19 protein-coding genes and 4 pseudogenes are annotated in these 26,433 nt (G+C 58.6%); 11 read left to right on the top strand and 12 right to left on the bottom strand.

Features of this window, described 5'->3' with window-relative positions; genetic code table 11:
- Positions 1-256: 256 nt before the first annotated feature.
- Both SB772_RS14740 and SB772_RS14735 read right to left on the bottom strand, forming a co-directional pair.
- Positions 257-1,231 carry a hypothetical protein gene (locus tag SB772_RS14740; RefSeq protein ID WP_410833965.1) on the bottom strand — a complete coding sequence of 325 codons (975 nt, stop codon included), beginning with the start codon at positions 1,229-1,231 and terminating at the stop codon, positions 257-259.
- A 1,210-nt stretch (positions 1,232-2,441) separates the two neighbouring features.
- Complete coding sequence (locus tag SB772_RS14735; RefSeq protein WP_410833964.1) at positions 2,442-3,797, bottom strand: IS1182 family transposase; 1,356 nt, start codon at positions 3,795-3,797, stop codon at positions 2,442-2,444.
- Positions 3,798-4,004: 207 nt separating this feature from the next.
- On the opposite strand from SB772_RS14735, the pseudogene SB772_RS14730 reads away from it, so the two are divergent.
- Positions 4,005-4,148, top strand: a pseudogene (locus SB772_RS14730) (glycosyl transferase); the annotation flags it as partial.
- A 202-nt stretch (positions 4,149-4,350) separates the two neighbouring features.
- Here SB772_RS14730 and SB772_RS14725 read toward each other — a convergent pair.
- The 4 genes and pseudogenes from SB772_RS14725 to SB772_RS14710 all read right to left on the bottom strand — a co-directional run.
- Positions 4,351-5,058 (bottom strand): nuclease-related domain-containing protein, encoded by a 708-nt coding sequence (locus SB772_RS14725; protein ID WP_410833963.1) that lies wholly within the window; start codon positions 5,056-5,058, stop codon positions 4,351-4,353.
- Between the two features lie 64 nt (positions 5,059-5,122).
- Positions 5,123-5,512: a hypothetical protein gene (locus SB772_RS14720; RefSeq protein ID WP_410833962.1), complete on the bottom strand. Its 390-nt coding sequence runs from the start codon at positions 5,510-5,512 to the stop codon at positions 5,123-5,125.
- Positions 5,485-6,384 carry a tyrosine-type recombinase/integrase gene (locus SB772_RS14715; RefSeq protein WP_410833961.1) on the bottom strand — a complete coding sequence of 300 codons (900 nt, stop codon included), beginning with the start codon at positions 6,382-6,384 and terminating at the stop codon, positions 5,485-5,487. Before SB772_RS14715 ends, SB772_RS14720 begins: the two co-directional genes overlap by 28 nt.
- A gap of 253 nt (positions 6,385-6,637) precedes the next feature.
- Positions 6,638-6,998, bottom strand: a pseudogene (locus tag SB772_RS14710) (transposase); the annotation flags it as partial.
- Between SB772_RS14710 and SB772_RS14705 the strand changes: the two are divergent.
- Positions 6,999-7,421, top strand: a pseudogene (locus tag SB772_RS14705) (glycosyl transferase); the annotation flags it as partial.
- A 60-nt stretch (positions 7,422-7,481) separates the two neighbouring features.
- Here SB772_RS14705 and SB772_RS14700 read toward each other — a convergent pair.
- Genes SB772_RS14700 through SB772_RS14685 form a run of 4 tightly spaced genes read right to left on the bottom strand, consistent with a single transcriptional unit; the run spans position 7,482 to position 12,203 of the window.
- A complete protein-coding gene (locus tag SB772_RS14700; RefSeq protein WP_410833960.1) occupies positions 7,482-9,359 on the bottom strand; it encodes a polysaccharide biosynthesis protein in 1,878 nt (625 codons plus the stop codon).
- 5 nt (positions 9,360-9,364) lie between these two features.
- Positions 9,365-10,396: an MraY family glycosyltransferase gene (locus SB772_RS14695; protein ID WP_410833959.1), complete on the bottom strand. Its 1,032-nt coding sequence runs from the start codon at positions 10,394-10,396 to the stop codon at positions 9,365-9,367.
- 8 nt (positions 10,397-10,404) lie between these two features.
- Complete coding sequence (locus tag SB772_RS14690) at positions 10,405-11,361, bottom strand: UDP-glucose 4-epimerase family protein (protein ID WP_410833958.1); 957 nt, start codon at positions 11,359-11,361, stop codon at positions 10,405-10,407.
- Complete coding sequence (locus SB772_RS14685; protein WP_410833957.1) at positions 11,358-12,203, bottom strand: glycosyltransferase family 2 protein; 846 nt, start codon at positions 12,201-12,203, stop codon at positions 11,358-11,360. The genes SB772_RS14690 and SB772_RS14685 overlap by 4 nt, the downstream gene beginning before the upstream one ends.
- 349 nt (positions 12,204-12,552) lie before the next feature.
- On the opposite strand from SB772_RS14685, the gene SB772_RS14680 reads away from it, so the two are divergent.
- The 7 genes from SB772_RS14680 (at position 12,553) to SB772_RS14650 (ending at position 20,537) form a co-directional block, all read left to right on the top strand.
- Complete coding sequence (locus tag SB772_RS14680; RefSeq protein WP_410833956.1) at positions 12,553-13,977, top strand: UbiA family prenyltransferase; 1,425 nt, start codon at positions 12,553-12,555, stop codon at positions 13,975-13,977.
- A gap of 3 nt (positions 13,978-13,980) precedes the next feature.
- The gene (locus SB772_RS14675; RefSeq protein WP_410833955.1) at positions 13,981-15,297 is read left to right on the top strand and encodes an FAD-dependent oxidoreductase; all 1,317 of its coding nucleotides are present in this window, start codon (positions 13,981-13,983) and stop codon (positions 15,295-15,297) included.
- On the top strand, positions 15,294-16,034 hold the full coding sequence (locus tag SB772_RS14670) for an SDR family oxidoreductase (RefSeq protein WP_410833954.1): 741 nt from the start codon (positions 15,294-15,296) through the stop codon (positions 16,032-16,034). The genes SB772_RS14675 and SB772_RS14670 overlap by 4 nt, the downstream gene beginning before the upstream one ends.
- Before the next feature lie 14 nt (positions 16,035-16,048).
- On the top strand, positions 16,049-17,758 hold the full coding sequence (locus SB772_RS14665) for a hypothetical protein (RefSeq protein WP_410833953.1): 1,710 nt from the start codon (positions 16,049-16,051) through the stop codon (positions 17,756-17,758).
- Positions 17,759-17,879: 121 nt separating this feature from the next.
- Positions 17,880-18,818, top strand: a complete 939-nt coding sequence (locus SB772_RS14660) for an NAD-dependent epimerase/dehydratase family protein (RefSeq protein WP_410833952.1) — start codon at positions 17,880-17,882, stop codon at positions 18,816-18,818.
- Between the two features lie 13 nt (positions 18,819-18,831).
- Positions 18,832-20,115, top strand: a complete 1,284-nt coding sequence (locus SB772_RS14655; protein WP_410833951.1) for an NAD(P)/FAD-dependent oxidoreductase — start codon at positions 18,832-18,834, stop codon at positions 20,113-20,115.
- Entirely contained in the window at positions 20,112-20,537 is a 426-nt protein-coding gene (locus tag SB772_RS14650) for a GtrA family protein (RefSeq protein ID WP_410833950.1), read from the top strand. The genes SB772_RS14655 and SB772_RS14650 overlap by 4 nt, the downstream gene beginning before the upstream one ends.
- A gap of 611 nt (positions 20,538-21,148) precedes the next feature.
- Here the strand turns inward: SB772_RS14650 and SB772_RS14645 are convergent.
- Positions 21,149-22,165 (bottom strand): IS30 family transposase, encoded by a 1,017-nt coding sequence (locus SB772_RS14645; protein ID WP_410833949.1) that lies wholly within the window; start codon positions 22,163-22,165, stop codon positions 21,149-21,151.
- Positions 22,166-22,223: 58 nt separating this feature from the next.
- Between SB772_RS14645 and SB772_RS14640 the strand changes: the two genes are divergently transcribed.
- On the top strand, positions 22,224-23,333 hold the full coding sequence (locus tag SB772_RS14640) for an acyltransferase family protein (protein WP_410833948.1): 1,110 nt from the start codon (positions 22,224-22,226) through the stop codon (positions 23,331-23,333).
- 57 nt (positions 23,334-23,390) lie between these two features.
- Complete coding sequence (locus SB772_RS14635) at positions 23,391-25,649, top strand: hypothetical protein (protein WP_410833947.1); 2,259 nt, start codon at positions 23,391-23,393, stop codon at positions 25,647-25,649.
- Between the two features lie 260 nt (positions 25,650-25,909).
- Here SB772_RS14635 and SB772_RS14630 read toward each other — a convergent pair.
- Positions 25,910-26,245: pseudogene (locus SB772_RS14630) on the bottom strand (IS1634 family transposase); the annotation flags it as partial.
- Positions 26,246-26,433: the final 188 nt, after the last annotated feature.

Here is a 26,433-nt window from a genome sequence, read left to right as displayed (position 1 = left end):
GAAGGCGGGTTTGGGGAGAATCGGCGGGAGGATTGCGACCAGCAGTGTTCAGAAGCAGAGCATCAAAGAGATGTCATGCCTCCGAATACAACGCCTGAGCGAGAAAATCTCGACGATCATCCTGCATTGCGGGGGAGCGCTGACGCACCGTCGGGACGAGGTCACCCAATATCCGGACGGTGTTGATGCGCGGTGGCCTCTCAAAGGCTGGATGCCCTGATGCCCGCTGCCTAGGCTATGCGCCGCGCGCAGCTTGTCAGGTAACGGAAAACCGAGGAAACGCGGTCTTGAAGTATGAATGATTGCTCAATAGACGATTGAACTCGATCTGCTCGGAGCTAACAGTAATTTTTTTCAGAGCACTGCGAATTGCGAACTCCAATTCCCGACGGTATTGGAAGAGGAAGTCCGGATGGTCGCACTCGATAATGAGTCGTTTTGTTCCCCTTCCCCGCCTGATGCGCACACAAGAAAGGTCAGATGGGCGGACGTTTTCGTCATTAAACTCCCGGAGGATAGTTTCGGACGTGGTCTCTATGCCCCTCATTCGTGAATGTATGATCCTTGCGCGCTGCAGTAGCACTTGCCTGCCACAATCTTTGTCAAGCGCAAGAAGTTTCCGTCCGACCGCAAACGTCAGTTCAGCCTCATGGAAAAGATTTGGCAGGCTGAGCCAAAGCGCGCTGATGTGCGTGGCATCGCGTATCTTCTTTCGAGAAATGTTGAGCGCGCGGGCACACCCGCTGTAACTGGTCCAGTGTCCTTTGGTAACACCGAGGTGATACCGATCGGCGATGTTTCTCGGCGAATCCTCAGTCTCTTCCAGGATTTTTTTTTCAATGTTGTGGTACCGCCGCAACGCGCGTTTTGACGCAGATACTTGTCCTTTTACAGTCGCAAGCACCGCCCTCATAGAAAGCTTGCTGCCATCGGCAACATGCTGTCCGATTCGCTGAAGCACTGTCTCAAGACCGTCTCGCGCAATAACATCGCGAATAACCCGCACCGAATACGGTGTTATTTCAGCAGGCGCCTTGAACAAGTCGATCACCGTGGCTGGCAGCTCATCCATTTTAAGCGCTAACGACAGTTCTGCCGGACTGACGCCCAGTGTGTCTACAGCGCCCGCTTGTGTCGTCCAGTCGCCCCGAGCGAGTCCCCTTTCATAGAAAGCCGCGATAAGGATGCAACTGCGCTGCAAGTTTGGTCCGAAAAGTCGATGTTCGTTCATAGTTTCACGCTCGGTACTTTTTCGCGATACTCAGCCAAGATATCAACGATACGCGACTTCCCGAACGAGCGGCGACTGAATGGTGGTTGAAAAGCATCGTCTTTCAAAAAACCGAAGAGAACGAGGTATGGTCACGAAGTCGATCCCGGCACACACGTCGTCGCAGGGTGAGACGACGCATGTGAACGGGCCACCCGCCGGTTGCTCTTGCACGACCAACGTGACTCGTCCATTGCCTGGTAGCAGCAACAGAGCCAAGCACTTCACCCACTTGTATCATCTAGCGAGGCGACAGAAAGTGGCCTCAGCGCTTCCAAGCTTTGGACATTAACCATAAAAGCTGCCGCAACTTTTAACACGTTAAAGGATGTGGCGCCATCCATCGCAGATCCGCGCCCCCTTGATTTGATTGGCAAAACGGCCCAATTTGCGAAAATCGGAATGACTGACCAAAATGCGCAAATTTCGCAAATTCGCATCTCGCGCACTGCACGTGACATGTAAAAGCCGTCGCCGTATGGCCAGCCGTCATTTGCAACCATTCTCTACTTTTACGGAACTGCATTACCCATGAGGCCCGCGCTTCCGCCATCGCAATCGGGCACGACAAGTCTTCACATCCAACAGAACGAGTAGGCAACGGTGTCGATAAAAAAGCTGGACACCGCGTCTCCGCTTTCCCTGTCTCCGACGACACGGCGCTCCGGCTGTCCGGCTGTCCGGCTGTCCGGATGCAGGCCTCGATAGACGTGCCCGCGACCAATGGACGTGTGATGACAAAAACTCCGATGTCACTCAAGACTACCCAGTCGGCCCTGATCATCGGGCCCGCAAATCTGCTGGACGCATTATCGATTCGGTAGGGGAATCAGTTGCCACGCCAGATTTTTGCGATGTTCTGGTGCGAGGTTGCACGTCCGCAATCTTGTGACCATGTCGCGTCTGCCTCCCACGATTTGTCGCCCGGTCAGCATCAATTCCGGAATAGTCTTCTTATCTTGAGGCGGAATTTTCCGTGCTCGTATCCAATCGATACGCTAGGAGTTTGTCGGAGTTGAGGTAGCGCCTGAGTCCGAAGTTGAGTTCGAGGCTCGGCGGTTCGCGCCACTTTGCGGGCTCACCTCAGTCGTCAACACGCAATGAAAGTTATTTGAAAGAATATGACGGAGCAATCGGGCGATGAGGCCGCGCAAAGCGCCCCCTTATCGTCCTACCCGCCTCGCAATACGCTCATCCGCTTGATGTTCCACGCGAGCGCGACCAGCGACCATTCCGCCGTGACGTTGGACAGCCCGCGCAGCGAGAACTGCCGGAATCCCATCACGTGCTTGATGATGCCGAACACTGGCTCGACCGTGTTCTTGCGCAGTCCGTACAGTGCTCGACCTGTCTTGGTCTTGAGTTGGTGCGTCATCCTGACGATTGGATCGGTGCTCGCTGGTGGTGCCGGATCATCGGCGAAGCGTTCCATCAGCGGCCGATGATGGACGTCGCGCTGGATCGCGATCAGCGGGGTGATGTCCGCTGCCTCGCAGGTGGCGACGTTGGCCGCACTGAAGTAGCCCGCGTCGGCCAGCAACACCTCGGGCTGGCCCAATGGCTCGGGTAGCGTCCCCAGCACGTCGATCATCGGTGCGACCTGGCGCTTGTCATTGCTCTGCTGGGTCACCGTCGTGCCCATGATCAACATGGTCTCCACATCGACCGCCGCCTGCGCGTTGTAGCCTTGCTCGAAGCCACCACTGGACACCGGCATGATGCGCGACTCTTCGTCCGTCAGGTTGATCTGGTCACGTTCCCTGGCACCGCCTTGCGGCGGCTTCGGGTCCTTGCCACGCGGCTTCTTGCCGTCTTTGCGCTGCGCCTCGCGACGCGCCACCTTGGCTTCGTACTCCTTCTGCTCGTCCTCGAACCGCTCCTGCGCCCGCGCCTCGATCTTCGCCTTCGCGTCGGCCAACGCCTTGAGCCGCGCTTCGCGTCGCGCGAGCTCCGCCGGCACATCCATCCCATCGGGCAGACTCTGCCGATCGGCGTTCTCGGCCATCCCCATCAACTGCTGCACTTCTTCGCGCAACTTCGCTTCGATCCGACCGATATGTCCGTACGACAGCGCGCGATGCTTGCTCGCGTTCGCCTTCACCTTGGTACCGTCCAGCGCAATGCGGCCCAGCTTGACCAGCTTCATCTCCTTGGCGACCAGCAGCACCTGCACAAACAGCTTCTCTATCCGGCTCGCAAACCGCTTGCGAAAGGTGGCCAGCGTGTCATGGTCCGGGTGCGTGTTCGCGGCAGTGTAGCGGAATGCCACCGAGTCATAGGTTGCTCTCTCAATCTTGCGGCTCGAGAACACCCCGGTTGCGTATCCGTACACCAGCAAACCCAGCAGCACCTCGGGGTGATGCGCGGCCATGCCGCGTCCCGCGTACGCCCCGCTCAGCTCCGAGAGATCCAGCTGCTCGATGACTTCCACCACGAACCGCGCCAGATGGTCTTCAGGCAACCAGTCCTCCACCGACGGTGGCAACAGATAACCGGTCTGACGATCAACGGGCACGAAGCGACTCATCTATGGGCTCTCTCGGCGACTTGTTGCTCCACTAACGCGCAACCTTATCCTTCGGATGACCACCTTCAGCGGAAACTCCGACAAACTCCTAGGGATCTTGCTGCAGCGAAATATCGCCAGAAGTTTTTTGACTTTTCGCGAAAACTGCACCGCGTACTCGCTCCCCAGCGTGAGGAGCGAGTACGCATCGCATGAGGAGCTGACTGTGTTGCGGCGACACTATTCTGGCGGCATACGCTGCACCTGTTCTGCTTCGTGGTGGTGTTCGCGGCGACTTATGTGTGGCTGTACGTGAGCATCGTGCGCTTCAGGTCGCCGAGGTGGATGGTGGTGAGGAAAGGGAAGCGGTGACCTTCACCCGAGGACGTTGATCGCACATAACCTGCGCGGTAAAAAACGCCAATGATCTTCGCCGGGTGTTCCAAATTTGTGAACGCCCGACCCATCGGCGTGATTAAGGCAGCAATTCAAAACTCGCCATTTTTTTTCAGGTACGATCAGCAACGACTCAATGCGCGACTGCTCATCTGAAACCAACGCGGATCAATCCGGGTCACCCTCGGCCGCGTGCGCGGCCCGCCTGGATGCGCTCCCGATGTTCAACGAGGGCTTGTGGGCGCATATCTGCATGCCGCAGGATCGCGTCGGCGATCGCGCGCACTGGCAAACGCCCTGTCCCAGTATGCGCGAACTGCTGCTGGCGCACTCTCAGATGCCGGTACAGTTCGCCGCGCTCAAGCAATGCCGCCGGAAGCGCGGGGTCCACCGACGCAGCTTCGTGCGAGAACACGCCGAGCCCTTCGACAATCCACAGCCGTGGCGGGAGCAATCTGCTCAGAAACCGCACCTTGCCCGCGTTCTGCTTCATTGGCGAAGTACGCACGAGCCGCTGTCCATCAAGCGTCGCCAGCAGTAGCGTGTCGTCGCTTTCGCCACGTGTGACGGCGCCAGCCCAATGCTTGGTCTCGATCACAAAGATTCCGAACGGCGTAATCACCAGATGATCTATCTCGGCGGTGGGAAAGGCACTCCCCGGCGCGTGGATCAGGATTACGCCATCGAGTAGGCACCAGTCATCGCCGCACAGGCGTGCGAGGTGCCGGTGCAGATCGGCCGACACCCGCTTCTCCCCTTCGTCGCCGCGTCCCAAGGGCAAGCCCGGCCCCGCCACAGCCGCCCCATCATCGAGGGACCGCTTACCGTTGAAGCTCAGATACGCGCACAACAGGACGGCGCCGAACGCGAGCAGTTGTATCAGCATGCTGGTTTCTCCTTTGTTGATATTGACGAAACCAGCGTACCGACGCCTATGCGAAGTCAAGCGCTCACGTGAGAATCTTGAGACCAGGAATCTGCTCCTCTCGCGGACGGCCTTCGGTGACGGCCTGACATAGGGCATGCGTCGTCGTACCCAGCGCTCGCGCGGCATTACGCAAGTTGCCACGCTGTTCCGTCAGCGCCGCTATGGCCTTGTCATACGTGAGCACCGGAATATTCGGCCGCGCGTAGGGAACCACAGCCGGGCGTTGGACGTGTTCGTTGTCAACGCACGACTCACCTGCCCGCACAGGCGAACTGAGCAGCGCAAGAAGTGCGCGCTTTCTGATCCAAAGCACAAACTGGCGCCAATGCACGAGCTTCTCAGCCAGGTCGGGCGAGGTCAGCTCTTGCGCAGACCAGCGACTAATCAGAAAACGCAAATGCTTGCCCTGCAAGTTCCAGGGCGTTTGCGGAGCGAAGCCGCTGGCACGCAGCACCTCGAAACCCTCCAGCAGTGCCGCCACGCGACGACATTGCGATTCGGGCGACACTCAAGCAGGAGGATCGCGTAATCGCGCTTGCCTTTGGGCGAACTGCGATCAACGACTTCGAGCAACCTGATCACGAGCTCCGGGTCCCAGACCGATGGAACAGTCGCATCACTGGGGACGTGGACCACCGGTAATACATGACTCAGATCACGGTGCAGGATTCCGCGCAGCAGAAGAAATCGCAGAAAACCACGCACGTGGGAAACGATCCCGGAGACGGTTTTAGCCGCCAGACAATGTCGTGAGGTCACAAAGGCAGAAATATCGGCCGACTGCATCTGATCGAAAGAAGTGATGTTCCTTGACCCAAGGAAATCCGCGAATATGGCGACGTGCCGCATCCGATCACAAAGGGTTCTTGAGCGAAGATTAAGACGATCCCGACAGTACTGTTCGTAGTCGCGGACGGTCTTCACCATGCGCGCCGGGACCTGTATCTTCTGCATGTCGGTGATGGTGCGCTCGATATGCCGATCACGCGCAAAGTCTTCCAGCACTTTAAGAGCCATCTCGATATGGCGTTGCCAACCGCCGCCCGCCTTGAGGCGCTCCCCATCCTGCATCCTATACCTGCTATAAAACTTCACCACGATATCTTTGCAGTACTCATCTATCACGTTCGTATCGAGGCAAAACGCAACGAGATGTCGCCAGACCGTGCAATAGCGATTCAGCGATCTTCTGCTGTAGCCTAGCCTCTCCAGTTCGCTTACGGCACCAGCAATGACCTGCTCCAACGGCAGACGGCTTGAAACTTGACGGGTGGAATCCTCCATGATCGAGCTCCTCACAACGGCAGCCCCGATGGCCGCCAGGACTCTCATCATGGCAGAGGGTTTTTTGGTTAGCGATTGCGGCTACAGGCGTATAAGCGAGTCCGTACAGGTTGGACCGCAATCGGTAACTAAAAAACCGTTTGTGCTGAACCGCTCCGCAGGCGGTCGTGCTATGGGCATTGAATCGTCGCTGCGGTGATCCAGCGCGCGCCACACGCGTTAGCCGGGCACCGCGCGACGATGAGGCGGAGTCGACGTGCAGCAGGAAACGACGGATGAATTCATCGGCTCTGAGCGTCATGGTCTTGTGCGCGGCGCCGTGTTTATAGTCTTTCCATCGAAACGTGACATGGTCGCCGTCGAAGCGCATCAGCCGGTTGTTGGAGATTGCCACGCGATGGGTGTAGCGGCCCAGATAGTCGAGTACGTGCCGGGCGTCGCCGAAGGGAGGCTTCGCAGACCACCCACTCGGCTTGTGCCGCGGGTGCGAGAAAGGCGGCGAACGCCTGGGCGTCGGCAAGCGGTTCGAGCTTGCCGTAAAAATGCAGCGCACCCGTGTCGAAGGCACGGCGCAGCTGTTCGAGAAACAGACGCCGGAACAGGCGAGAGAGCACGCCGAGCTGTCGATCATGCTGGTGATGCGCAATCGCGATGTGTCGGCATGGTATCCGGTGCTGCTTTTCATGTATCCGATCTTCGAGACCTGCTTCTCGATCTACCGGAAGAAGTTTATTCGCGGGATGTCGCCGGGGATCCCAGACGGTGTGCATCTGCACATGCTGGTTTATAAGCGGCTGATGCGCTGGGCGGTCGGCGCGCGCACCGCACGCGAACTGACGCGGCGTAATTCGCTGACCTCGCCGTATCTCTGGCTGCTTTGTCTGATCGCCGTCGTGCCGGCGACTTTATTCTGGCGGCATACGCTGCATCTGTTGTGTTTTGTGGTGGTGTTTGCGGCGACTTATGTCTGGCTGTATATGAGTATCGTGCGGTTCAAATCGCCGCGGTGGATGGTGGTGAGGAAGGGGCGGCGGTAATAGAAAAAGGCGCCGAAAAGCGCCTTTTTCTTTAATCTCCGACGGCAGTAATCGCAAGCTCTAGGAAACCCGCGTTGCCGGTGTGACGCTACGCAACGCCGGCGCGCTGCCCGGCTGATATTCCGGCACCCAGCGCCGCAGATCGCGACGCACTTCAACGTCGTTCAGCACGCGGTGCTGCATCAGCCAGGGAAGCAACGCGTCCAGCAGATTGTCCGGCACTTCGCGCGCCTGTGCGATGCGCAGTTTCGGATGCGGTGTGCGGGTGGTCGCTTCGTCATCGGCCAGCAGCTCTTCATACAGCTTTTCGCCCGGCCGCAAGCCAGTGAAGACGATACGGATTTGCTCTTCGCTGAATCCGTACAGACGGATCAGATCCCGCGCGAGATCGACGATTTTCACGGGTTCACCCATATCGAGGATGAAAATCTCGCCGCCCTGGCCCATGCTCGACGCTTGCAGCACGAGTTGAGAAGCTTCGGGAATCGTCATGAAGAAGCGGGTGATCTCGGGATGCGTGACCGTCACCGGGCCGCCCTTCGCGATCTGCTGTTGAAACTTCGGAATCACGCTTCCCGCACTGCCCAGCACATTGCCAAAACGGACCGTCTCGAACTGCGTCCGCGTGCTCGTCTGCTGCAATGCCTGGCAAGCCATCTCGGCGAGGCGCTTGCTGGCACCCATCACGTTCGTGGGGTTCACTGCCTTGTCCGTCGAGATGAGCACAAAGTGCTTCACGTCGTGACGAATCGCCGCGCGCCCGACCCGATAGGTTCCCAATACGTTGTTTCGCACGGCTTGCCAGGAGTTCAACTCCTCCATCAGCGGCACGTGCTTGTAGGCTGCGGCATGAAACAGAATGTGCGGCGCATAGCGCGAGAGGACCTGATCGAGCAGCAATGAATCTTTGGCGTCGCCGATCATCGGGACCACGGACAGATTTGGAAACCGCTCATGCAACTCTTCTGCCAAGCGGTACATGGCGTATTCGGACAGATCGAATGCGATCAGCTGAGAGGGTTCGAAACGCAGTATCTGGCGGCAGAGCTCCGAGCCAATCGAGCCACCGGCGCCCGTCACCATCACCACACGGCCATGTAGCAGCGCCTCGACGTGCGGCATGTCGATCTTTACCGGATCGCGGCCCAGCAGGTCTTCCAGGTCGATCTGGCGCACACGCGACAGGAATGCCTCACCTTGTGTGAGCGCGGTCAGTGCCGGCAATACCATGGCCCGCACACCGGCCCGCACGCAGAGCGTCGCCACGCGTCGCTGCGCCTCCACCGAAGCTGAAGGAATCGCGATGATCGCGTGCTCGACCTTCATATCCGCGGACCAGTGCTGCAGATCGCTAATCGGGCCCCATACCTTGTGGCCGTAAATCTCACGGCCCTGTTTGGACGGATCGTCGTCCAGCAAACCGACCAGCCGCCATTCGCTCGAACGCGACAATTCGCGCGCGAGGCTTGCGCCCGCGCTGCCAGCCCCCAGCACGATCACCGGTTTGCCCTGCCCCACGAGTCCGCCGTAGAGATAGAACTCCTTGGAAGCCCGGTAGAGCGCGCGTGACCCGCCCATTGCGAGGAACAGGAGAAGCGGGGAGACGACGAGTACGGAGCGCGGGATGATCGGATACGGCTGAACCATCACCGCCACCATCATCATCGCGAATGCGCCGGTTAGCACCGCCTTCGCGATGCGCATCAGGTCCGGCAGGCTGGCGAAGACCCACATGCCGCGGTACAGACCGAAGACGCGGAACATCAGACCGTAGACGGGAAGAACCCAGGCGAGTGTTTTGATGCCGCCGTACCAGAACTCTTCTGGGACAGAGCCGTTGAAGCGGATCAGATAGGCGGCCAGCCAGGCTCCTGCGACGGCGCACAGGTCGAACAAGAAGGCGCTAAAGGATAGCCATGAGGCTTTGTGTCGAAACATCGGCGTCACACCTCAGGTTGTTCGGATTCTGCTATGTGGAAGCGGCGCCAGCGCGAATCGACGCCGATACCAATCAATACCAGCACGATCACCCATGCAGCTACGCTACTCCATTGAAGTGCCAAAGACCAGCGAAGAGCAAGGAGGGCAAGTATTGTGCCAGCCAGCATTATCACATACCAGATGCAGGCGGTCTTCGAATGTCCTAACCCGTACTGCACCATGCGCTGGTAGTAATGTTCACGATGGGCTTGCCAGATTTTTTCGCCTCGAAGGAGCCGTCGCAAAAGCGTTACCGAAGCGTCGCCGATGAATGGCGAGAACACCAGCGCCGGGAACCAGACCGGCCACACGCCGTCGCTCCACCCCCAATAACCCAAGGCTCCCGCCAGAAATCCGAGTGGAATCGAGCCTGCGTCGCCGAGGAAAATTTTCGCGGGGTGAAAATTGAAAAGCAGAAAGCCCGCGGCTGCTCCGGCCACCGCCGCAGAGGCCAAGGTTAGTTCAGGTGCTGGATGCACACTGATCGAAGCGCCAACGGCGTAGCCGGCGAAACCGAAAAGCGTCATGCCGCCGGCCAGACCGTCCGCGCCGTCCATGAAATTGTAAAGATTGACGAGCCAGAGCAGTAAAAACGACATAGCCGCCAGCAGCCAGAGTGGCACCGGCGCCGGGTGAGTCCATACGAAGATCGCGACCGCGGCGAGGTGTGCCGCGAATCTGACCCGCGCGGGTAGTCCACGCCGGTCGTCGATCTGCGAGACTGCGGCAAGGAACGCGGCGCATACCGCAGCAAGCCAGAGGTGCGGCGCGACAACCAGGATCGCTACTACCGCTACCGGGATGATGCCCCAGCCGCCGACACGCGGCGTGGGCCGGGTGTGCAGTGAGCGGTCGTTGGGGATGTCGGTGGCAAGGCGCCAGGCCAAGCCGGTTTTAAGAAGCACCCCCAGAATGGCAGCGCAGGCGCAGGCGGCGCCGAACGCCATCAGCGTCACGGTGACCCAGGTCGGGAGCGTCGAAACGTAGGTCAGCATGCACGCCCTCAATGCGTGGATCGATACCAACGGGCGGTCGCGGCCAGCCCCTCGTCGGTGGAATAGGGCGGCTGCCAGTCGAGTACCGTGCGAATTCGCGCGGTGTCGAGTTGCAACGCACCGACCAGCCGGTCCACGTGCGTCGTGCGGCCTGCTAGCCGGCCCACGAGGCGCAACCAGCCGGAAGGCACGGGCAGCAACCGCGCAGGCTTCTGTAGGTGCCGGCCGAGCGAGCGCGCAAGTTCGGCGACCGTCGGCGCTTCGGCGTCCGCGACATGAAAGCATTGGCGCGCCGCGCGCGGATCCGTCGCGCAACGCATCAGCGCGTCAGCGAGGTTCTCGACGTAGACGAGGCTGCGCCGTGCGTCGATCGAACCCAGTGGCAAAGGTAAACCCTTCCAGATGCCGTCCATCAGACGCAGAAAATTGGCGCGCACTTGCGGTCCGTAGACCAGCGGCGGTCGCACGATCACGACATCCAGGCCCGTCTCCTGACCGTAGTGCACCAGTGCCTGCTCGGCGGCGAGCTTCGAGCGGCCGTAGGCGTCCTGCGGCGCCGGAGGATCATCTTCTCGCAGCGGGCGGCCCGAATCGCCTTCGGCCAGCGCCTTGACGCTGCTGACAAAGACAAAGCGCCGCACGCCATGACGCCATGCAGCCTGCGCGACGCGCAAAGCGCCGTCGACATTGGTCGCGCGAAACGCCGCGTCCGGATCGGCAGCATCTTCGCGCATCACATGCACGCGCGCCGCCAGATGCACGACGCAGTCCACTTGCAACGCGTCAGGCCATATCGCCGCGAGGCCGGCGAAATCCACGCTAGCGTCAACCCACTCGTTCACGCCGTTTTCGAACTGGCCCGCGCGCCGCACGAGGCCGGTGACCGTGTGGCCGACGTCGCGCAACACGCGGCATAGCGCGCGGCCGACAAATCCATTGGCGCCGGTGACGAGCACGTGACTCATAGCCACTTCCAGCCGAACCGGTTAAAGAATTTGTATGCCGACGCCATAAACATGCGGACATGAGCCGAGCCTTTGCGCGCCGCGCCGCCGCCGTGATGCAGCACGCGCACGGCTGGCGTGTAGACGACACGGGTCACGTCATGCGCGCGAAGGCTCAAATCGTAGTCCTCGAAGTAAAGGAAATAACGGGCATCGAAGCCCGCCAACTGCTTCAGCACGGGCGTGCGAAACAACATGAAACAACCGCTGACAATCGGCGGATCCCACACGATGTCGCGCGCATTGATCTGGTCGCGCATCTCATAGTGCGCCAAGCGATGCCTGAACAATCGCCGCAACCCCTCGGGCAAAAAGCCGCGCACGAACAGATCGAGCAGTGCCGGGTAACGCCGGCATAGGAACTGCTGATGACCATGCTCATCGCCGATCCACGGTGTGATAAGACCCGCTTCGGCGTGCGCGTCGAAAAAATCGAGGGCTTCGCGAAGCGCGTCGCGCGCAAGATCGATGTCGGGATTCAACACAAGGTGATACCGGCTGGTGCTGCGCTCGATCGCCAGGTTGTGGCCACGGCCGTAGCCCACGTTGCCATGCCCGGCAATGATCGTACAAGACACGTTGTGCGCCGAGAGTTCAGCTAGTGCCGCCTGGATGTCAGGCAGGCCACCGTTATCCACCAGATACAGCGCCACCGGCAAGCCAGGCCGACTGGTATGCAGTGCATCGCACGCGGCGCCAAGACCGGCGAGCGTGGAAATCAATTGTTCGGTATCCGGGCGGTAGACCACCACCGACACGGACAACCCCTCGGATCCAGAATGCGGCGCGCGTGTAGCTTTCATATATATGGAACTGCGTGCCTTATAGAGGGCACTTCGGGAGGACACTTCGTTGTGTGGCCGCAACAAACACGCAGTTTGCTCAAATTTGCGGAGCTCGGCAACCGGCCTTTCCTTTTGTTACGGCTCGATGCGAGTGCATCAAACCCCATTTATTTTGCCCTATTTTGGAGGATCTACCTCAGAATCAACTACTTTCACGTGTAAGGTTGTGCGCAATATCGCGGAATAGTAAAGTAACGCCGCAAAACTCCGGGCGTCCCGTAACCGGACGGAATAAATACGGCAGCGAGGCATCCCCCAATGCAGCCCGTCACCCATCAACATAACTACCGCCCACAGGGCAGACTGAATGCGCAGCAGACCACTCGTCGTAGATCTCGATGGCACATTGATCCGCTCAGACGTCCTGATCGAGTCAGGATTTGCCTATCTTAAAGCGGCCCCGCACCGCTTCTACGAGCCGCTGCTGTGGCTCGCTCGCGAAGGCAAGCCCGGCTTGAAAGCGCGCCTCGCGGATGCGACGAACGTGGACGTCACAGTTCTTCCCTACGACGCCACCGTGCTCCAATGGCTGAAGGCCGAGCGCGACGCCGGTCGCTCGCTGGTGCTGGCCACCGCGAGCCACGAGCGTTACGCGCAGGCGATCTCCGCTCACCTCGGTCTGTTCGACAAGACATTTGCCACTAACGACAGCGTCAATCTGTCCGCCCATAACAAGCGCGATTTGCTGGTCGCCGAGTACGGCGAAAAGGGCTTCGACTACGCCGGCAACTCGCATGACGACATTTCGGTCTGGCAATCCGCCGACCGCGCGTACGTGGTCAATCCGTTCAATGGCGTGGAACGCGCCGCCCGCAAAATCGGCAATGTGGAGCGCGTGATCGAATCACGCCCGCCCTACGCAAAGACCTGGGCCAAATCGTTGCGCCTGCATCAATGGCTGAAGAATCTGTTGATCTTCGTGCCGCTACTGGCAGGGCACAAGCTATCGTCCCCCGAACTCGTCATTGCAGCCTTCGTGGCGTTTCTCACGTTCGGCTTATGCGCATCGAGTGTTTATCTGCTCAACGACCTGCTCGATCTCGAAGACGACCGCCATCACCCCGTCAAACGCAAACGCCCGCTTGCTTCGGGCGCGATGCCGCTCACCTGGGGGCTAGGCCTCTTCCCTGTCTTGCTGGTCGGCTCGTTCGCCACCGCGTGGATTTTCCTGCCCTGGCAATTCTCCGGGGTGTTGCTCGGCTATTATGCATTGACGCTTGCGTACTCGATGTTTCTCAAGCGCCAGGTGATGGTCGACGTGGTTGTGCTGGCCATGCTCTACACGATCCGTATCATCGCCGGCACGGCAGCGGTCAGCGCGCAGTTGACCTTCTGGCTGCTCGCCTTCTCGATGTTCATTTTCCTGAGTCTCGCACTCGTCAAGCGATACGCCGAACTGCATTCAATGAGGGAGCGCGGCCTCGTCAAGACGCGCGGGCGCGGTTATGTCGCCAGCGACCTGTCGCTCATCTCGTCGCTTGGGACGGCGTCCGGTTATCTGGCCGTCCTCGTGCTTGCGCTCTATATCCAGGACGCAAAGACCGCTGGCATGTACCGCCATCCACAGGTCATCTGGCTCGCCTGTCCGCTGCTGCTCTATTGGGTCAGCCGCACCTGGATCATTGCGCACCGTGGCCTGATGCACGACGACCCGATCGTCTTCGCGGCCCGCGATCGCGTCAGCCTCGCTGTCGTCGTGCTTTGTGGTCTGGTTTTCTGGGCGGCCATCTAATCGATGAATACCGTGCTGTCGTGGGGACGTTACCCGCATTCGCCGCAAGAAGCGCATGCCATAGCATGGCGTGACGCCGCGCACGCCGCGTGGCTGGATGCGAGCCGCGAACACGGAACCACCCTCGCCTTTGGTAATGGCCGCAGCTATGGCGACAGTTGCCTCGCCGCCTCGGGCCATGTCGTGCAGACGCTGCCGCTCGACCGCCTGATTGCGGCGGACTGGCAAACCGGAGTTCTACGCGCCGAACCGGGCGTCACCCTTGAGCAGATTCTCGACGTCGCCATTCCACGCGGCTGGATGTTGCCGGTGACACCCGGCACCAAGTACGCGACCTTGGGCGGAGCGATCGCCAACGATGTCCACGGCAAAAATCACCATGTGCGCGGCACCTTCGGCCGGCACGTGCGTCGCTTCGCGCTCGCGCGCAGCGACGGCACGCAGTTCGAATGCGCGCCCGATGAGCAGCCCGAGTTCTTTGCCGCGACGATTGGCGGGCTCGGCCTCACCGGATTGATCCTGTGGGCAGAGATCCAGCTGATGTCGATCCGCTCCAGCATGATCGACATGACGAGCATTCGTTTCGCCAATCTCGACGAATTCTTTTCGTTGTCGGAACGGCTCGATCCGATGCACGAATACAGCGTCGCATGGGTGGATTGCCAGAGCCGCGGCTCAGCGCTCGGACGCGGCATCTTCATGGTCGGTGACCATGCGACAGACGGGCCGCTCGAAATCACACGGCGTAAGAAGCGCACTGTGCCGTTTACGCTGCCGATTCCCGTGTTCAACCGCTTCACGTTGCGCGCGTTCAATGAGATCTATTATCAGAAGCAACAACGCGACGAAGTCAGCGCGAAGGTCAGTTACGACACCTACTTCTATCCGCTGGATAGCCTGCTTGAATGGAACCGAATCTACGGCCGCGCGGGATTCCAGCAGTACCAGTGCGTCGTGCCGACGAATTCAGCGCGTGACGCGACGCGCGCGATCCTCGACGCCATTGCCGAAAGCGGCACCGGCTCGTTTCTCGCGGTGCTAAAACGTTGTGGCGATTTACGTTCGCCGGGTCTGCTGTCGTTTCCGCTAGAAGGCACGTCGCTTGCACTCGATTTTCCTCAGCGTGACGCGTTGAATACCCGGCTTTTCGCCAAACTCGATGCAATCGTGCGCGAAGCAGGCGGCCGCCTCTATCCGGCCAAGGACGCGCATATGCCTGGCGCCGACTTTCGCGCCGCCTACCCTCAATGGCAGCAACTCGAAGCGCTGCGCGACCCTGCCTTGCTCTCGCGCTTCTGGGAACGGACCACTCGAACATGAAAAACATTCTTATCGTCGGCGCCACGTCGGCGATCGCCATCGCCTGCGCACGCCAATGGGCAACACAAGGTGCACGCTTCTTCCTGGTTGCCCGCAACGGTGAACGCCTCCAGCAGGTGGCGGCCGATCTAACCGCGCGCGGCGCGCAGCACGCCGCCTGCCATCAACTCGATATTGATCGTCTGGATCGGCATTCCGGCATGCTCGAGCGCTGCCAGAGCGAGCTCGGCACACTCGATATCGTGCTGATTGCGCCCGGGACCTTGCCGGACCAAGCCGCCTGCCAGGCCGATCCCGCTCTAGCTGTGCGCGAATTCAATACCAACGCTGTTTCCGTGATCGCGTTGCTGACGCCGATTGCCAACATCCTCGAAGCGCAGAAGCGCGGCACGCTGGCAGTGATTTCTTCAGTGGCAGGAGATCGCGGGCGGCCGTCGAACTATTTGTACGGCAGTGCAAAAGCTGCGCTTTCCGCGTTCTGCGAAGGCTTGAATGCGCGACTCTTCAAGGCCGGTGTGCACGTAGTGACGATCAAACCGGGTTTCGTCGCCACGCCGATGACCGCAGGGCTACCGTTGCCAGGGCCACTTGTGGCCACGTCTGAGCAAGTGGCGAGCGATATTGTGCGCGCGGTTGAAAAACGCAAAGACGTGCTTTATACGCGGTGGTTCTGGGCGATCATCATGCTGATCATCCGGTCCGTGCCACGTTTTCTGTTCAAGCGCGCGTCGTTGTAATGCTGGGAATGCCGATGAGCCGCCGGGAGACAGCCGGGAGCTATGTGCTGTTTGCGCTAGGCCTCCTTACGCTCGCCACAACTGTCTTTGCAGTATGGCGGCACTTTTCGCCACTGCCATTCGGCGATTCGTGGGACGGCGCGATCGGCTTCTACATACGCGCCATGCAACACCCTTGGCACGCGTTCCTCGAACAGCACAACGAACATCGCCTCGCGTTCTCGCGGCTAATATTTTTCGCCGATGTTCGCTATTTTGGTGGACGAAATGTCCTTTCACTGATTGCGAATCTGGTGCTGGCTGGCGCACTCGCGGCGACCTTTTACCGCATCACGCTACATCACGTCCCTACGCTTTCGCAAAAAGCGCGGTTTGGACTGGCAGGTGCCGCGCTGGTATTTGTCTTCTCTTGGATCCAGAACGAGAACTTCACCTGGGGCTTTCAGAGCCAATGGTTCGCGGTCTACCTTTTCGCGTTGCTTGCGTTCCATTCGATCGAACGCACCGCCGAGACAGAGGCCACCCATCAGCGCACAAAATCGCTCGGCTGGCTCGCCGCGGCGCTTGCGGGCAGCTGGGCCGCCGCCTATTCGATGTCGAGCGGTGTGCTGGTGTTTCCGGTACTAATCGTCCAGGCGATCTATCTGCGCCTGCGGTTTCGATCGATATTGACGATTGCCGTCGTCACCGCCACTGTCTGGTTTGCCTATTTCGTCGACTGGCAGGCGCCGGCCAGTAGCGGCAACCTCACCACCGGCTTAACCAGGCATCCAATCGGGGCGATGCGCTACGTGCTGCTGTATCTTGGCGCACCGGCCTCCCACGCCGGGCTCGGCCTGACAGGTGCCTATGCTTGCGGCTTGTTCGCTTTGTCAGTACTCGCGGCATATTGTGTTAATGCTTTGCGGCACCGCGAGAAACATCCGCAAGCCACAGCATTGCTGGCGTTTGCCGTGTTCGTCGCGGGCAATGCGTTGTTGACAGCAGGCGGCCGACTCTGGTTCGGTGTCGGGACCGCACTGGCCTCACGCTATACAACCGCCTCGCTGGCTAGCTGGCTCGCGCTAATCATTTTCGCTGCGCTCAACAGTGACTCGGCCGTGCGCCTCAAACGGGTGATTTTCGTTGGGGCCTGCTCTACGCTGCTCATCGCATCGTATCAGCGCATGGCGTTCAAGTCCGACCATGACGTAGCCTACTCGCGCCTCGTTGCGGGGCTTGCGCTGCGCGCGCACGTCTACGATCCCGAGATCACCAAGGTGGTGTATCCGTTTCCCGACGTGTTGACCGTCATCGCCAAGGACGCCGAGGCGGCCCGGCTTTCCGTCTTCGCGCGGGATCAACCCGATTATCTGGTGCCGCCCGATCATATCAGCGCCACTGTTCCCTGCATTGGCGATACCAATGGCATATCAGCCACAACAGCCCCGGGCATCTATCGTGCAGGGGGATGGATCTACGACCCCGCGGGCGGCCAAACGGCGCGAGCGATTGTCGTCACCGACTCGGCCGGGACAACAGTGGGCACGGGCGTCGTCGGGGGCGAACGAGATGACGTTCGCAAGCAGTATGGCCGGCGAGCTCGATACAGCGGTTGGACCGCTTTTTTCAAGGCACCGGCGACCGGTGACGTACGAGTCAACGGGCAACTAAATGCAGATATGTACTGCGCGCTGAAAGGCGAAATAGCACTGCCGCCCGCACTTGGCGCCTCGCCTAAATAGCAGCCAGGGCCGAACAACCGTTTAATGCTACCAGGCTGTTTTTACGGGCTGATCCCGGCTAGCTAGTATCATCTAGCCCTTACGAAATTGCTAACAGCATCTATATTCACCGAGTAAACGCATGAATCAAACCCGCATCCTTCTTCCAGGCGGCGCCGGCCTCGTCGGCCAGAACCTAGTTGCGCGACTGAAAGCGCGCGGGTACAGCAATATCGTCGTGCTCGACAAACACAAGCCCAATCTCGAAGTCCTGCGCAAAGTCCATCCGGACGTGACAGCACTCTTCGCCGATCTCGCCGAACCCGGCGATTGGGCAAAACACTTCGAAGGCGCGGACATGGTGGTCATGCTACAGGCGCAGATTGGCGCGCCAACGCTGGAGCCATTTATCCGCAACAACATCACGGCGACGCGCAACGTGCTCGACGTGATCAAGCGCTACCGGGTTCCGTACACGGTGCACATCAGTTCGTCTGTCGTGAACTCGGTCGGCGAGGATTTCTATACGGATACGAAGCGGGAGCAGGAAGAAATCGTGCTCGCCTCCGGCATTGAATGCGTCGTGTTGCGGCCCACGCTGATGTTCGGCTGGTTCGACCGCAAGCACCTGGGTTGGCTGTCGCGCTTCATGCATCGCGTGCCCGTGTTTCCTATTCCCGGCAACGGGCGCTACATGCGCCAGCCGCTTTATGTCGGCGACTTCTGCAACGTGATCATCAGTTGCATCGAGTCGCGCGTCAAAGGCCAGGCGTTCAACATTACCGGGCTTGAGCGCGTCGACTACATCGACATCATTCGGCAGATCAAACGCGCTACGAATGCCCGATGCGCGATCGTGCGGATTCCGTATGGCCTCTTCTATGTGCTGCTGAAAGTCTATGCGCTCTTCAGCAAGAATCCGCCCTTCACCGCCGACCAGCTTAAAGCGCTGACGGCCGGCGACGAATTTGAAGTGATCGACTGGGAAGGCATTTTCAACATCCGCGCGACGCCGTTCGCGAAGGCCATGGACGAGACCTTCAACGATCCGACGTATAGCCACATCGCACTTGAATTCTGAGCAGGCAAACACCATGAGCGCAGAGCGCATTGCAGTCTTGGGCGCGGGGCCGATGGGCCTCGGCGCGGCTTATCAGCTCGTCAAGGACGGACGCAAGCCGATCATTTTTGAAGCGGACGATCGCGTGGGCGGAATGGCCGCGTGTTTCGATTTCGGCGGCCTTTCGATCGAGCGGTATTATCACTTTCACGCAATTTCGGACCACGCCTTTTTTGAAGTGCTGCGCGAGCTCGGCATCGAAGAAAAGATGCAGTGGCGCGAAACGAAGATGGGTTACTTCTACCAGGGCCGCGTGCAGCCATGGGGCAACCCGATGGCGCTTCTGAAGTTCAAGGGACTTAGCCTGCAAGCGAAACTCCGCTATGGCTTGCATGCGTTTCTGTCGACCAAGCGCAACGACTGGAAGCCACTCGATCACGTCGAGGCAACCGGCTGGATCCGCCGCTGGGTCGGCGAAGAAGCGTGGGAAGTGTTGTGGCGGCGTTTGTTCGACTATAAGTTCTACGACTACGCCTACAACCTATCCGCTGCATGGATCTGGAGCCGCATCCGGCGCATCGGCCGATCGCGTTATAGCATCTTCCGCGAGAAGCTTGGGTATCTCGACGGCGGCTCCGACACGCTGCTCGAAGGGATGCGCCGTTATATCGAGGCGAACGGTGGCGAATTCCGGCTCGGCACGCCGGCACAGAAGGTGTTGATCGAAAACGGCAAAGTCACGGGCATCGAGGTCGGCGGCGAGGTGCTGCCGTTCGACAAGGTCATCAGCACCATCCCGCTACCCTACGTGCCGCGCGTGATGCCCGATCTGCCGCCCAACATTCTCGATGCGTTCCGTAGTGTCAAGAACGTGGCCGTGGTATGCGTGATCGCCAAGCTCAAGAAGCCGGTTACCGACAACTTCTGGCTGAACACGAACGACCCCGAGATGGATATTCCGGGCATCGTCGAATACACAAACTTGCGGCCGCTGGATCATCACATTGTCTATGTTCCGTTTTACGTTCCGGGTGAGCATCCGAAGTATCAGGAAGCCGATTCGGTGTTCATCGACAAGGTCAAGCGCTATTTGATGAAGATCAACCCGGCTTTGAAGGCGGACGACTTCATCGACGTACGTGCGAGCCGGTACCGCTTCGCGCAACCGATTTGCGAGCCGGGGTTTCTGGACCGGTTGCCGCCGATCCAGTTGCCGGTTAAAGGTCTGCTGGTTGCCGATACGTCGTACTACTACCCCGAGGATCGCGGCATCTCGGAGAGTATCGGATTGTCGCGCAAGATGGCGAGGATGATATGACTCGGGCTCACGCGTTCGTCAAGCACACGTTCGTCTCGAAGGACTTTCTGATGTTCCTGTTGACCGGCGGCTTCGCCGCGGCGGTCAACTGGGGTAGCCGGATCGTCTACAACATCTGGATGCCGTACTCGGCGGCCATCGTGGTCGCGTACATCACGGGCATGATTACGGCGTTTGTGTTGGCGAAGCTGTTTGTGTTCACGAAGAGCACGCAATCGACCGGGCGCTCAGTTTTCTTCTTTACGCTCGTGAATCTAGTGGCGGTGGCGCAGACGTGGGTGGTTAGTGTGGGGCTAGCGTATTACGTGTTTCCACGGTTGGCGTTCACCTGGCATGTGAGGGATATCGCGCATGCGGTTGGGGTCGCCGCGCCGGTGTTCACTAGTTATGTGGGGCATAAGAAGTGGAGTTTTAAACATTAAAGCAGCTTGCCCGGGACGATCATCGTGGCATGTTGCGCAACAAGGAAGCCGACGCTGCGGTCCCGTTCCTGCGTTCGATCGGACAGGCGAAGTTTTGGCCGACGTATCAGCACTTCAAAAACGTAATCCGCGTGTCCCGTAGCAGCCCATACCCATCCATCTGGAGAGGGACGCGCACGCGAATGGTGAAATATCGATACTGATCAGTCCGTTGAGCGTACTTGGATCAGGCCGCGCTCGCTGTACGCAATGCCGCCTTTTTACTGGCCCATCTGCGCGCTGCATTGAGAGACGGCTTTTCCACGAATTGCCATGAGGCGGCCGCGATCACTACGGTTAGCTGCCGTTCTTGCTCTGACGGTGATCCACTGTGCCCCGGTACAGCGCGCGCCGCCGAAGTCTCAAGACCTATCGGCGTAAGCGAAGATCCCGTGTGCAGTTGGCATCAGTTCGACGTCGCCCTCCGCCTCAATGCGCTCCCACCGCATATCTGGCACCTCACAGACCGTTCGTCATGCAGGTCGAGACCCTCACTGCAGGGTGCTATGATCTTGCCCACTAGGAAACACGGTATATAGGGGCGGTTTCAAAGGTGAAGCGCAACACAGAGCTTAATGAACGGAAGTGTCAGGTCGAGATGCAAGTTCAAGCATGCTGGCAAAGACTTCGAACGGCGAGTGGAATGCATGTGTGGCACGAGGCCGGCTGTTGAGACTGTCGGCGATAGCGTCGAGATCATCCTGACTGTAGATCGAGAGGTCAGTGCCCTTGGGCAGATACTGGCGCAGCAGGCCGTTGGTGTTCTCGCAGGTGCCACGCTGCCAGGGGCTGTGTGGGTCGCAGAAATAGACCTTCACGCCGGTAGCTGCGGTAAGTTCCTGGTGGCGCGACATCTCCTTGCCCTGGTCGTACGTGAAGCTTTGTCGGAGTGGCGCGGCGATGGAGTTGAGTTTGGCAGAGAAGCCTGCGAGTGCCGAGGCGGCGGTTGCATCGTCCATCCGGGCAAGCAGGACGAGACGGCTGGTGCGTTCAACCAGCACGCCCACGGAAGAGGCATTGTTCGCACCCTTGATGAAGTCCCCTTCCCAGTGGCCCGGCATCACGCGGTCATCCACCTCAGGCGGACGTGCATGGATGCTCACCATGTCGGGAATCTGTCCGCGCCGGTCGGTACCTCTGCTTCGCGGCATGCGATCGGTGCGATGGTGGCGCAGACAGGCAACGAGCTGGCGACGCAGCTCCCCGTACGGCCGGGCGTAGATAGCCGTGTAGATGGTCTCGTGCGAGACCTGCTGGGTCGAATCGTTCGGGTACATGCGCCTGAGCGTACCCGATATCTGCTGTGGCGACCATTTCCAGTCCAGCAGCGTGAGTACGATGCGCCATGTAACGCCCTTTGGGTCAAGCTTGGCGGGACCTCGTCCAGCGATGCGTCGTGCCAGGCTCAACGCCTGCGCCGGTACGGACGCGTAGTTGTCACACCGGCAGTGGCGGGCCAGCTCGCGGCTCACGGTTGCGGGAGAACGTCCAAGCATGCGGGCCATGGCCCGCATGCTTGAACCCTGCAGATGCATGCTGGCAATCGTCAGCCGCTCTTCAGGCTGTAGCTGTTGATATTGTTTTTCCATGGCAACACCTTATACGAGTTGGGGTGTTGCACTTCAGATTTGAGAACGGCAGGCAAAAATGCAACCGAAAAAGCTCGAGTTCATTGATTCCCTACGAGGATTCGCTGCGCTCTACGTGATGCTCTATCACTTCAGCTTGATCACCACACCGATGGCCGTTGCGCCGCGGTGGCTGGCTCCGTTCACCGGCCTAGGTGGTTCTGGCGTCACACTATTTTTTGTTGTTAGCGCTTTTACGCTATGCTTATCGATGGACGCTCGAAGCAGCGACGAAACGACTCCAGTCAGGAATTACTTTTTACGCAGATTCTTCAGGATCGCGCCGCTCTTCTATCTTTGGATTGTGCTTTACTGCATTCGGGATAAGGTCGTTTTCGACGCTACTCATTCGGTCGGCGAGATTGCTCGGAGCGTATTTTTCCTGCTTAATTTCTTTCCCGGGCACGAACAGGGCTTCGTGTGGGCGAGCTGGACACTCGGTGTTGAAATGCTGTTCTACCTAGTCTTCCCAGTTATTTTTCGATACGCCAGTAGCATCGGAACGGCCGGAGCAATTTTCCTCGCTGCACTTTTACTATGCTCAACGTGGCATGCAGCCGTGCCGCATCTTGTAGCAGATCCTGCCGTTGCGCAGCCGTTCTATAACTTTAGCTTGCTTCGTCATCTACCGACCTTCATGTTCGGTGTTGTGATCTATCGTGCGTATCAGTTGATCAATTTCAATTCAGCGAAAAAACTGGGAATCGGCTACCTTCTAGTCGGTGCCTTCGGGGTTTCCCTGCTCGCGATCGCGTACGGGATAGTCCAGGTTGGGCCATTTGAGAGCCTAACGGTTGAGGCGGCACTGTACGGGTGCTTGCTACTCGGGCTGTCGATCACCGCCCCCAAGCTATTGGTAAATAAGATCACGCGATTTTACGGAAAAATTAGCTACTCCCTCTATTTGAGTCACGCGACAACCTTCTTCCTCATGTCCAAGGTTTTCGCTGCGATATATAAACATATCCCGTACGTAACCATTGCATATTCTGCATCACTGGCAGTAGGTCTTGCAGTAGTGACGGGATTATCGTATCTGACGTACAGGTATGTCGAAACGCCTGGTAATAATGCTGGCAAGGCTGCGATTCGATCGTTGCAACGGGTCAGATCTCGCATTTCGACTTGATCGCACTTAATTTCTAGCGTCTGTATGCCTCTTTTACGGCAGCCCATTGATCGAGCAATGTACAAGAGAAATAGCATCGCAGCCTTGGCCGCGCTTTTTGCCGCCACCCTAGTCATAGGAATACTCGTTCTCTTTGGTATTGGGGGCATGCATGGAACGGCCCCCAAGCCGCTGATAGGTGCCAGTGGTTGGCTTCGGTCGGGAGATTTTCCAGAATTCAGAGATCCTATCGATAATCAACAGGTACCGAGTGCCATCACCTCGAACCCTAAAACCAAGGTGTTCCGCACGTGGACGCCAACGGGCGCCGCGGTTGGCACATTGACCACGGTGCCCTTCGACCTCCCAAGATATATCGCCGTCCCGTATGCTCATGGTGGCTTGGTAACTGCAGAACCCCAAGACAAAATTTTGCTCCAATGCGATGCTACCAAGAAGGAGTTGATTGTCAGCAACGCCCAGACTTTTGATCAATGGGTAACCGCGTACATCGAGGTTCCAGACGATTTTTGCCCATCGTCTAAAGGGAGGTTGGTCGCGCAGTCCTTCGGCGTAGGGCTCGGCGCTTACCTCGGTATCGCGACCCCATTCGCCGTATCCCGAGCGATGTTTTGGACCCAATCGAGGTTTGGCTCTCGTGGCCTGGTCGTTCTCCTGACGTGGCTATCCCTGTCGATTGTGTTCGCGACATGCTCTGTTCTGGCGAAGCAGCGCCTGAACTCGCTAGACACTGATGCCGTCGGCTTTCTAGGTCTCGGCGGTGTTGGCATGGGGGCGTTAGCAGCTCACATGATCTCCCCCTTTGTAGGTTCCGTTTTTGTCATCACCATCGGCATTATAAGCATCGCCCTTCTCTCAACATTCGCTCTGACCAGAAGCGCGGCGGTACGCCAAGTATTGGGGGAGATCACACCAACTCTATTATGTTGGCTTGCACTGTCGCTCGCATGTGTCGCGTTCCTAGCCGCAGCTGACAATGGTGCTGGGCCATGGGCCGCAAACACCGTCTTTTCCCCGCTAAGCTGGTCTGTAGACAATCAAAGTCCTTTGCTCTTTCTAGAGCAATTCGTCGGCGGAGTTGGATCCAAAAATATCGAACAGGGTCCTTGGCTTTTCTCGGATCGCACGCCGCTTCTCACCGCCTTTTTATTCCTGCCGCGAATACTCGTCATAGGACCACTGTCACATGCGCTGGGCGCCCAATTTGTACTAGTTGCGGACAACGCCGCTGCGGTTACCGTTACGGCAATCTGGATCGCGATGTTGATCTCGATCGTAAAGAAAGTGTTTCCGCAGCACGGCATATTCATAGTCGCTATTGTCCTGTTGACTCCGTTCACTCTGTTCAACACCGTGTATACGTGGGGAAAACTTCTAGGCGGAGCCTATGCGGTCCTTGCCTTTGGCATTTGCGCATACACTCGCGATAACCCTGCGTTTCGAGCAAATTTCGTTTTACTGCCCGCTTTATCAATGCTCGCTATTCTTGCGCACGCAAGCAATGCATTTGCCATACTTCCCATCTTTCTGGTTTTTGCACCGGTGCTATACAAGGTGACAGGGAAACGGCTTGGCATCGCTGCCTTCCTCGCAATCTTGATTGCGTCTCCCTGGGGATATTGGACTTTGCTTGTACAGCCACATGGAAACGCGCTGACTCGGTTCGCACTCTCAAACGACTTTGGTTTTGATCACCGCAACCGCCCGGTCGTTTCAAGCGTGATTGATGCGTATCGGCGGATTGGCCTCGTCGATTGGCTTTCACTGAAAAGGCGCTCCTTCGGCCTATTGGTTGGGACGGAAGGTGACTGGAAGGAGTTTGGAGGGCCGATCGACCCGTTCGGCAACAGTATCTTGGGCAACCAACGAGTTTTCGACTTTGTCGTGGTAGCTAGATCTATTGGCGCGGCATCACTAGGTCTCGCCGGGATCGTCATAGTTTGGTTGGCAAAGAGCCGAGCCCATTTGCGCGTCGCCACGATGGACGCGGCAATTTGCGGATGCATCGGCGTGGTCCTTATGACGCTCACCATTTTTCAACTTGGCGTCACGCACCACCAAGCATACGGAGCGATATTCCTTCTGGCCATGGCTGGCGCAGCGTTCCTTTCGGAACATGGAGGGCGGTTCACGCATGCCGTACTAATCGCGTGGCTCATCTATTTCACCACGACATGGGTCGCCGATCCAATTCTTTCCGCCGAACGCGTTGAACCATCCGCAATCACTGCATTTGCCTTAGCGGTCCTCCTTTTGGCAAGTTGCCTATGTTGGCTTAGAAGTTCAGACCGAAGTTCCGGTTCGAAATTTCCTTGAGAACAATGACTTCGGCACCAACCGTTGCGGCAAGCCAGTCGCGATTCCGACGATCACGTCGCAGGTCCGTGCCCAATTGAGGCCATCCGTCATCAATCAGTACAGCTATATTCAGACGCTTCCCAACTGCCGCGCGAACTTTCATGAGCGATGGCACGCATACCAGGAATGATCAGCTTTGTCAGATCCAAGCCCCCCGAGTTCGACAGATTTTCGTACAATTCATGATTTTGCTGAACCTCGGTGTGCAAAAATTGCCACTACAAGCTACGAATTGTCGGTATCGGCAGGTTCAGGGCATTGAAGATTTCTTTCTGTTCAGGAGTCGGTGTGGACAGGCCGATTGCGCTTTGGCGCAGATGAAGAATGACCTGATGAAACTGGATGCGACGTACGATTTCAAGCGCACGCTCGGGTGAGCAGGCGCTCTGCCGAGCTTTCAGGCGCATGCGGATCACGCAATACAGCACGAGCGCCAGGACGCAGATCATCGCGTGCGCGCGAATCCGGTTGGGTAGCCGGTGGAACACCGGGCCGATCCCGATTTCGGACTTCAGCACGCGGAAGCCCCGTTCGATGTCGGCCAACGACTTGTAGTGCGTATTCCGGTGAACGTGACCGCCGATTCCGGCGCAACGAGCCACTACTGAGTTGTTCAGATCCTGCGCATCAAATGTTTGATTTGTCGGCACCTTTGCTCTCAAATCACCCCAAAAATTGGCTCAAGCTGTCGAACTCGGGAGACCCAATACCAACTGAACGTTGTCTCCTAGGTTATTAAGGT

The sequence above is a fragment of the Paraburkholderia sp. SIMBA_030 genome, assembly GCF_046535245.1.
In the GTDB taxonomy this organism is placed as follows: domain Bacteria; phylum Pseudomonadota; class Gammaproteobacteria; order Burkholderiales; family Burkholderiaceae; genus Paraburkholderia.
Note: the sequence above shows the minus strand (reverse complement) of the source record. Positions and strands in the feature narration are given on the sequence as shown.